Annotated in this window: 8 protein-coding genes; 7 read left to right on the top strand and 1 reads right to left on the bottom strand. The window is 69.3% G+C overall.

Going from position 1 to position 8998, the window contains the following annotated elements; genetic code table 11:
• The 7 genes from sdhA to DI573_RS07215 form a co-directional block, all read left to right on the top strand.
• The coding region (gene sdhA / locus DI573_RS07245) for a succinate dehydrogenase flavoprotein subunit (RefSeq protein WP_292812261.1) at positions 1 to 1731 on the top strand (1731 nt) is incomplete at its 5' end.
• The gene (locus tag DI573_RS07240) at positions 1731 to 2510 is read left to right on the top strand and encodes a succinate dehydrogenase iron-sulfur subunit (RefSeq protein ID WP_292812258.1); all 780 of its coding nucleotides are present in this window, start codon (positions 1731 to 1733) and stop codon (positions 2508 to 2510) included. The genes sdhA and DI573_RS07240, both read left to right, overlap by 1 nt.
• Complete coding sequence (locus tag DI573_RS07235; RefSeq protein ID WP_292812256.1) at positions 2507 to 3265, top strand: DUF2071 domain-containing protein; 759 nt, start codon at positions 2507 to 2509, stop codon at positions 3263 to 3265. The genes DI573_RS07240 and DI573_RS07235 overlap by 4 nt, the downstream gene beginning before the upstream one ends.
• On the top strand, positions 3262 to 4470 hold the full coding sequence (locus DI573_RS07230; RefSeq protein ID WP_292812253.1) for a YihY/virulence factor BrkB family protein: 1209 nt from the start codon (positions 3262 to 3264) through the stop codon (positions 4468 to 4470). Before DI573_RS07235 ends, DI573_RS07230 begins: the two co-directional genes overlap by 4 nt.
• A 72-nt stretch (positions 4471 to 4542) precedes the next feature.
• On the top strand, positions 4543 to 5391 hold the full coding sequence (locus tag DI573_RS07225) for an exodeoxyribonuclease III (RefSeq protein WP_292812251.1): 849 nt from the start codon (positions 4543 to 4545) through the stop codon (positions 5389 to 5391).
• Between the two features lie 46 nt (positions 5392 to 5437).
• Positions 5438 to 6442 carry a tryptophan--tRNA ligase gene (gene trpS, locus DI573_RS07220; protein ID WP_292812249.1) on the top strand — a complete coding sequence of 335 codons (1005 nt, stop codon included), beginning with the start codon at positions 5438 to 5440 and terminating at the stop codon, positions 6440 to 6442.
• Positions 6443 to 6501: 59 nt separating this feature from the next.
• Positions 6502 to 7452, top strand: coding sequence for a DNA-formamidopyrimidine glycosylase family protein (locus tag DI573_RS07215; RefSeq protein ID WP_292812246.1), 951 nt, complete (start codon positions 6502 to 6504; stop codon positions 7450 to 7452).
• Positions 7453 to 7454: 2 nt separating this feature from the next.
• Here the strand turns inward: DI573_RS07215 and glpK are convergent, their stop codons facing one another.
• Positions 7455 to 8975 (bottom strand): glycerol kinase GlpK, encoded by a 1521-nt coding sequence (gene glpK / locus DI573_RS07210; protein WP_292812244.1) that lies wholly within the window; start codon positions 8973 to 8975, stop codon positions 7455 to 7457.
• Positions 8976 to 8998: the final 23 nt, after the last annotated feature.

Raw genomic sequence — 8998 nt, 5'->3', positions numbered from 1 at the left:
GCAGCGATCGAGGCCGGCCCGCACGCCAAGACCGCCGTGATCTCGAAGCTCTACCCGACGCGCTCGCACACGGGTGCCGCGCAGGGCGGCATGGCCGCGGCGCTCGCCAACGTCGAAGAGGACTCGTGGGAGTGGCACACCTTCGACACCGTCAAGGGCGGCGACTACCTCGTCGACCAGGACGCGGCCGAGATCCTCGCCAAAGAGGCCATCGACGCGGTCATCGACCTCGAGAACATGGGTCTTCCCTTCAACCGCACCCCCGAGGGCAAGATCGACCAGCGCCGCTTCGGCGGGCACACCGCCGATCACGGCAAGACCCCCGTGCGCCGCGCGTGCTACGCCGCCGACCGCACCGGGCACATGATCCTGCAGACGCTGTTCCAGAACTGCGTCAAGCTCGGCATCAACTTCTTCAACGAGTTCTACGTGCTCGATCTGATCACGACGAAGGATGCTGCCGGCAAGACGCAGGTCGCGGGCGTCGTCGCCTACGAGCTCGCCACCGGCGACCTGCACGTCTTCCACGCCAAGGCGGTCGTCTTCGCCACGGGCGGGTTCGGCAAGATCTACAAGACCACCTCCAACGCCCACACCCTCACGGGCGACGGCGTCGGCATCGTCTGGCGCAAGGGCCTGCCGCTGGAGGACATGGAGTTCTTCCAGTTCCACCCCACGGGACTCGCGGGTCTCGGCATCCTGCTCACCGAAGGGGCCCGCGGCGAGGGAGCGATCCTGCGCAACGTGTCGGGCGAGCGCTTCATGGAGCGCTACGCCCCCACGATCAAGGACCTCGCCCCGCGCGACATCGTCAGCCGCTGCATGCAGCAGGAGGTCGCCGAGGGCCGCGGCGCGGGTCCGCATCGCGACTACGTGCTGCTGGACTGCACGCACCTCGGCGCGGAGGTGCTCGAGACGAAGCTCCCCGACATCACCGAGTTCGCCCGCACCTACCTCGGCGTCGACCCGGTCGTCGAGCCCGTGCCGGTGATGCCCACCGCCCACTACGCGATGGGCGGCATCCCCACCAACGTCAATGCCGAGGTCCTCGCCGACAACGACACGGTCGTGCCCGGGCTCTACGCCGCCGGCGAGTGCGCGTGCGTGTCGGTGCACGGCTCCAACCGCCTCGGCACCAACTCGCTGCTCGACATCAACGTCTTCGGCAAGCGCGCCGGCCGCAACGCCGTCGAGTACGTCAAGACCGCCGACTTCGTGCCCATGCCGGAGGATCCGGCCGCCGAGGTGTACGGCCTCATCGAGGGCCTGCGCGAGGGCACCGGCACCGAGCGCATCGCCGTGCTGCGCAAGAAGCTGCAGGAGGAGATGGACAAGGGCGCTCAGGTGTTCCGCACCGAGGAGTCCCTCACCCACGTGCTCGGCGTCATCGAGGAGCTGCGCGAGCGGTTCAAGAACATCCACGTCGACGACAAGGGCAAGCGGTACAACACGGACCTGCTCGAGGCCGTCGAACTCGGGTTCCTGCTCGACATCGCCGAGGTCGTCGTCGTCACCGCGCGCAATCGCAAGGAGAGCCGCGGCGGCCACATGCGCGACGACTTCCCGGGGCGCGACGACGAGGCCTACATGAAGCACACCATGGCCTACCTGAGCGGCGACCCGCACTCGTCCAAGGCCGATGACCACATCACGCTCGGCTGGAAGCCCGTCGTCTTCACCAAGAACGAAGCCGGCGAGTTGCGTTATCCGCCGTTGGAGAGGAAGTACTGATGTCACAGGCGATCGCCACCGCCACCGATGCCACGCCCGACATCGACGCGGGCGCCGACACCGGCATCCAGTCGTTCCTCGTCACCTTCATCGTCCGCCGCTTCGACCCCGAGGTCGACGACGAGCCGCGCTGGGTCGACTACGACGTCGAGCTCTACTCGACCGACCGTGTGCTCGACGCCCTCCACAAGATCAAGTGGGAGGTCGACGGCTCGCTGTCGTTCCGCCGCTCGTGCGCGCACGGCATCTGCGGATCCGACGCGATGCGCATCAACGGACGCAACCGGCTCGCGTGCAAGACCCTGATCAAGGATCTCGACATCTCGCAGCCGATCTATGTCGAGGCGATCAAGGGTCTGCCGCTCGAAAAGGACCTGATCGTCGATATGGAGCCCTTCTTCGCCTCGTATCGCGAGGTCAAGCCGTTCCTGATCGCCAACTCCACGCCCGAGCCGGGCAAGGAGCGCGTGCAGTCCATCGTCAACCGCGAGATCTTCGACGACACCACCAAGTGCATCCTCTGCGCCGCGTGCACCTCGTCGTGCCCCGTGTTCTGGACCGACGGTCAGTACTTCGGACCGGCCGCGATCGTCAACGCGCACCGCTTCATCTTCGACTCGCGCGATGACGCGGGCAACGTGCGGCTCGACATCCTCAACGACAAAGAGGGCGTGTGGCGGTGCCGCACGACCTTCAACTGCTCCGAGGCGTGCCCGCGCGGCATCCAGGTCACCAAGGCCATCGCCGAGGTCAAGCAGGCGGTCCTGCGCGGCCTGTGATCGACCTCTCCGACGACGGCCCGCCCCTTCCCGGGCGGGCCGTCGTCGCTCAGGTGTGGAGCGATCTGGTCTTTCTGCACTGGCGCGTCGATCCGGCGCTCGTCGCGCCGATGATGCCGGCCGGCGTGCGCCCGGATGAGCACGACGGCAGCACCTGGGTGGGCCTGATCGGGTTCACACTCGCCGACCACCGGTTCCTGCCGCTTCCGGCGGTGCCCTTCTGGGGCACCTTCGTCGAGATCAACGTGCGTCTGTACTCCATCGACGATGCGGGACGGCGCGGCGTCGTCTTCCGGTCCCTCGACGCCTCGCCGCTCGTCTCCGTACTGGCCGCCAGGGCGCTGTTCGGCCTGCCCTACGTGTGGTCGCGCACGTCGCTGCGGCGATCGCCCGGCGTGTGGGACTTCGCAGCGACGCGGAATCGCGGCGGGGCGCGCACCGCATTCCGCGTGGCGGCGACCGATGAGGCGGACGAGTCCGCGCAGGCGCGCTGGCTGACAGCGCGGTGGGGCTTCCACGAGACCCGCCGGGGCCGCACGATCTTCGCGCCCAACACCCATCCTGCATGGCGGCTGTACCGAGGCGACCTCCTGCACCTGGATGACGCGTTCGTCGCGGCGGCGGGCCTTCCTGGCGTGTCCGACCGCGGCCCCGACTCCGTCCTCGTCGCGCCCGCGCGGGTGGCGACGAAGTTCGCCCGCCCCACGACGATGAGAACAGGGGATGCCGGCGGCATCGCTAGCCTGGAGGCGTGACCGACCCGCGCAAGCCCGACCCCGCCGTCGATGAGACGAGCGAGTGGCGCGCGCGGTGGGAGAGCGCCCAGGAGACGCTGCGCACGCACCTCGAGGAGCCGGTCGAGAAGGCCACCCGCATCACCCGCCGGACCCTTGCGTGGTTTCCGATCCGGGTCTGGCGCCACTATCTGCGGCACAACGGATTCCTCCTCGCGGCGGGTGTGAGCTACCAGGCGCTGTTCGCGATCTTCGGTGTCATCTATCTCGCCTTCGCGATCGTGGGCCTCTGGCTCGGGGCGAGCAGAGCGGCGATCGAGGGCCTCATCTCGATCATCAACGACTACATCCCGAATCTCATCAGCGAGCAGGGCCTGGTCACACCCGAACAGGTCGAGGCCGTGGCCACCAGCAGCGCGAGCACGCTGAGCATCACCGGCGCGATCGCGCTCGTGATCGTCGTGTGGACGGCGATCGGCTTCATCACCTTCGCCCGCCGGGCGGTGCGGGACATCTTCGGTCTTCCCTTCGACACCCGCTCTTACTTTCTGCTCAAGGCGCGCGACCTTGTCGCCGCCGTCATCTTCGGGGTCGCCCTGCTCACCGGTGCGCTCGTCGGAAGCATCGCGACCTGGGCGCTCGGGCTGCTGTTCACCGTCTTCGGCCTCGAGGATCTGAGCGCACTCTCCAATGCGGTCGCGCGTGTGGCATCCCTGCTGGTGTCCTTCGCGATCAACGGGGCAGCCCTCGCGGGGATGTTCCGGTTCCTCACCGGCGCCGCCCTCCCCTGGCGTCGGATCTGGCCGGGCTCGCTGCTCGGCGGAGCCGCGATCGTCGTCCTGCAGGTCGGTGCGGGCCTGCTGCTGAGCTACACGCCCTCCAATCCGCTGCTGGCGACCTTCGCGGTGCTGATCGGGTTCCTGCTGTGGTTCCGACTCAACAGCATCGTGATCCTCGTCGCCGGATCCTGGATCGCCGTCGCCGCTTCCGACCGCAATCTCGCGATCGCGGAGCAGAGCGAGGATGAGCGCGCCCGCGCGGAGTACGACGCGCTGCTGCTGGCGGCGGAGGTGCGGCTGCGTGAGGCGCGCCTCGAGCGTGACGAGGCGCCGTGGTACCGTGCCTGGGCCGCCGCGCGTCGCCTGCGACAGGCCGAGGACGATCTGGCGCGCATCCGCGAGATTCCCCCGCCTCCGGTGCGCTCGGGCGGCGTGTTCGACTTCTGACGCCTCGCGGTTCGGCGGCGGCGGCGCCCGGGCATCGCGGCGGTGTCGGCGGCCCTGGCTACAGTGGAGCGCGTGCCTCGAACCATCCGCATCGCATCCGTCAACGTCAACGGCATCCGGGCCGCGGCCCGCAAGGGCATGCACGCCTGGCTCGAGGGGGCGGACGTCGACATCCTCACTCTGCAGGAGGTGCGCGCCGGCGCCGACGATCTCGCGGCGTCGCTGCCGGGCTGGCACGTCGTCGGCGACGAGGCGCTGGCCAAGGGTCGCGCGGGCGTCGCCGTCGCGGCACGGGTTCCGTTCGGCGCCGTGCGCACGGAATTCGCCGACGACGCCCTCGACACCGCGGGCCGCTGGATCGAGGTCGACGTCGAGGTCGAGAGCGAGACACTCAGCGTCGTGAGCGCCTACGTGCACACCGGCGAGGTCGGCACCGCCCGCCAAGACGAGAAGTGGGCGTTCCTCGACGCCATGGAACACCGCATGCCGCAGCTGCGCGCCGCGGCACCGCTCTCCCTCATCACCGGCGATCTCAACGTGGGACACCGCGAACTCGACATCCGCAATTGGCGGGGCAACCTCAAGAAGGCCGGCTTCCTCCCGCGTGAGCGCGCCTACTTCGACCGGTTCCTCGGGGTCGAGGGCGCCGACGTGCCGTGCACCGACGGCACCTCCGGCGCGGGGCTCGGCTGGGTGGATGTCGGGCGCCGATTCCACGGCGACGTCGACGGTCCGTACACCTGGTGGTCCAACCGCGGCAAGGCGTTCGACAACGACACCGGCTGGCGTATCGACTACCACCTCGCGTCCCCCGAGCTCGCCGCCCGCGTCGAGGACTACCGCGTCGTGCGCGCGCCGTCGTGGGACACACGCTGGAGCGACCATGCGCCCGTCGTCGCCGATTACCGCATCGGCCTCTGAGCACCGGCGACGCGGGGTGACAGCATCCCGCGCCTAGGATTGATCGGTGACCAAAGCGCGCCTCTACTCCGGAATGCAGCCCTCGGCCGACTCCCTCCAGATCGGCAACTACATCGGAGCCCTTCTGCAGTGGCGCGACCTGCAGGAGTCGTACGACGCGTTCTTCTCCGTCGTCGACCTGCACGCCCTGACGCAGCCGAACGACCCCGCCGAACTGAGGGAGAAGACCCGCCGCACGGCCGCGCAGTACATCGCGGCCGGCATCGAACCCGCCAAATCGACCCTCTACGTCCAGTCGCACGTGCCGGCCCACGCCGAGCTCGCGTGGATCCTCGGCACGCTCACCGGCTTCGGCGAGGCGGGACGGATGACCCAGTTCAAAGACAAGTCGTCGCGCTACGGCCAGGATCAGACATCCGTGGGCCTGTTCACCTATCCGGTGCTCATGGCGGCCGACATCCTGCTGTATCAGACCGCCGTCGTGCCGGTCGGCGATGACCAGAAGCAGCACATCGAACTGACCCGCGATCTGGCCGACCGCTTCAACACGCGCTACGGCGACACGTTCCGGGTCCCGATGCCGATGATCCAGCAGGAGAGCGCGCGCATCTACGACCTCCAGAATCCGACGGCGAAGATGTCGAAATCGGCGGAGTCCGACGCCGGCGTGCTGTGGATGCTCGATGAGCCCTCGATCAGCGCGAAGAAGATCATGCGCGCCGTCACCGACAGCGAGGGCGCCGTGCGGTACGACCGCGAAGCCAAGCCCGGCGTATCGAACCTGCTCGTGATCTACGCGGCCCTGACCGGACGGCAGATCCCGGCCATCGAGGACGAGTACGCCGGCCGGGGCTACGGCGACTTCAAGAAGGGACTGGCCGAGGTCGTCGTGTCGGAGTTCGAGCCGGTGCGCACGCGCGCGCTCGAACTGCTCGATGACCCGGCCGAACTCGACAGGGTGCTGGCCGCGAACGCCGACCGCGCAGCGGCCGTCGCCGAGGCGACGCTCGCCGACGTCTACGACCGCGTCGGTCTGCTGCGCCGCCGCTGACGCTCCCACGGCACGCTCGCGCCCCGGTGGATGTCGGGGGTCCGTGCCACGATGGACGCATGCCCGAGATGCCCGAGGTGCAGGGTTTGGTCGTATTCTTGCGCGGGCGCGCGGTCGGCCGGTCGATCACACGTGTGTCCGTCGCCCAGATCGCGGCGCTGAAGACCTTCGACCCGCCCGTGCAGGCACTGCACGGCGCGGTCGTCACCGACGTCCAGCGCCACGGCAAGTTCGTCGACATCGCGTGCCGCACCATCAACACCGGCTCCAGCACCGGCACCGGCACCGGCACCGGCGAGGCCGACCGCACCGCCGTGGCCGTCGCCACCCCTCCCGACGCCGACGTGCACCTGGTGTTCCACCTCGCCAAAGCGGGGTGGTTGCGCTGGTACGAGACCCTGCCGACCACGCTCATCAAGCCCGGCCGCACCCCCATCGCGCTGCGGGTCGCGCTCGATGACGGCTCGGGGTTCGATCTGACCGAAGCCGGCACCAAGAAGTCGCTCGCCGTCTCGGTCGTCCGCGATCCCGCCGATGTGCCGGGTATCGCCCGGCTCGGACCCGACCCGCTCGACCCGGACTTCACCCGCGACACGCTCGCGGGTCTGCTCGAGGGCCGCCGCACGCAGATCAAGGGCGTGCTGCGCGATCAGTCCGTGATCGCCGGGGTCGGCAATGCGTACTCCGACGAGATCCTCCACGTCGCCCGCATGTCGCCCTACGCCCTCGCCGCCACCCTCGAACCCGCCGCGGTCGACACCCTCTTCGCCGCGATGCACGCCACCCTCGACGAGGCGCTGGCCGCAGCATCCGGAAAACCGCCCGCCGACCTCAAAGACGCCAAGCGCCGCGGTATGCGGGTGCACGGCCGTCGCGGCGAGCCCTGCCCCGTGTGCGGCGACACGGTGCGCAGCGTCTTCTTCGCCGACAACTCCCTCGAGTACTGCGCCACCTGCCAGACCGGCGGCAAGGTGCTGGCCGACCGGCGCCTGTCGCGCCTGCTCAAATAGCCTCAGAGGGCCCGCACGTCGTCGTCGACCCAGTCGAGCGACCGGTCGACGGCTTTGCGCCACAGCCGCACCCGGCGTTCGCTCTCCTCCAGCGGCATCCGCGGCTCCCAGCGCCGGCCCTCGCGCCACTGCTCCCGCAGTTCGTCGAACCCACCCCAGACACCCGTCGCGAGGCCTGCCGCGTAGGCGGCGCCGAGGGCCGTCGTCTCGATCACGCGCGGGCGCACCACGGGGATGCCGAGCACATCGGCCTGGAACTGCATGAGCAGGTCGTCCCGTGTCATGCCGCCATCCACCCGCAGCTCCGCCAGCGGAGTCGCCGTGTCGGCCACGACCGCCTCGATCACGTCCCTCGTCTGAAACGCCGTCGCCTCGAGCGCCGCGCGCGCGATGTGGCCCTTGTTCACGAACCGGGTCAGTCCCACCAGGGCCCCGCGGGCGTCGGGGCGCCAGTACGGCGCGAACAGACCGGAGAAGGCCGGCACGAAGTAGGCGCCGCCGTTGTCGGGCACCGATTCGGCGAGAGTCTGCACCTGGGAGGATTCGCTGATCAGGCCGAGGTTATCGCGCAGCCACTGCACGAGAGACCCCGTCACGGCGATCGATCCCTCGAGCGCATATCGCGCCGACTCTCCCTCGCGCTGATACGCGACCGTGGTGACGAGACCGTGCGTCGATCGCACGATCTGATCGCCGGTGCCGACGATCAGGAAGTTGCCGGTGCCATACGTGTTCTTGGACTCCCCCGCCTCGAAGGCCGCCTGCCCGAAGGTCGCGGCCTGCTGATCGCCGAGGATTCCCGCGATCGGCACGCCGCGCAGCGACCCCGGCGTCTGCACCCGGCCCACCGCGTGCACCGACGGGACGATCTCGGGCATCATCGCGCGGGGGATGCCGAACGCCTCGAGGATCTCGTCCGACCAGTCCAGCGTCCTCAGATCCATCAGCTGAGTGCGACTCGCGTTGGTGACGTCGGTCACGTGGCGTCCGCCGCGTCGCTCGCCGGTGAGATTCCAGATCACCCACGAATCGGGAGTGCCGAAGAGCAGGTGCCCGGCCTGCGCGTCGGCCCGCGCACCGGGCGTGTTCTCGAGGATCCACGCGATCTTCGACGCCGAGAAGTAGGTCGCCAGGGGCAGCCCCGTCACCTCCGCGAACCGGGCGACGCCACCCTGCTCGGCGAGCCGATCGATGTGCGCCTGCGTGCGGGTGTCCTGCCACACGATCGCGTTGCCCACGGGTCGTCCCGTGCGCCGATCCCAGACGATCGCGGTCTCGCGCTGATTGGTGATGCCGAGCGCCGCGATGCGGGAGAGCGGGATGGATGCCTGGGCCACAGCCGCCTGGAGCACCCATTCGGTGTTCGTCCAGATCTCGACCGGGTCGTGTTCGACCCAACCGGCGCGGGGAAGGATCTGCGCGTGCTCGCGCTGCGCGGTCGCGATCGCCGTGCCCTCGGAATCGAAGACGATCGCCCGCGTCGAGGTCGTGCCCTGATCCAGGGCGATCACATGATCGGCCACATCGCCGCCTCTCGGTTGTCCTC

This window comes from Microbacterium sp. (genome assembly GCF_003248605.1).
In the GTDB taxonomy this organism is placed as follows: domain Bacteria; phylum Actinomycetota; class Actinomycetes; order Actinomycetales; family Microbacteriaceae; genus Microbacterium.
The sequence above is the reverse complement of the archived record's forward strand: the minus strand, read 5'-3'. Positions and strand labels throughout refer to the sequence as shown.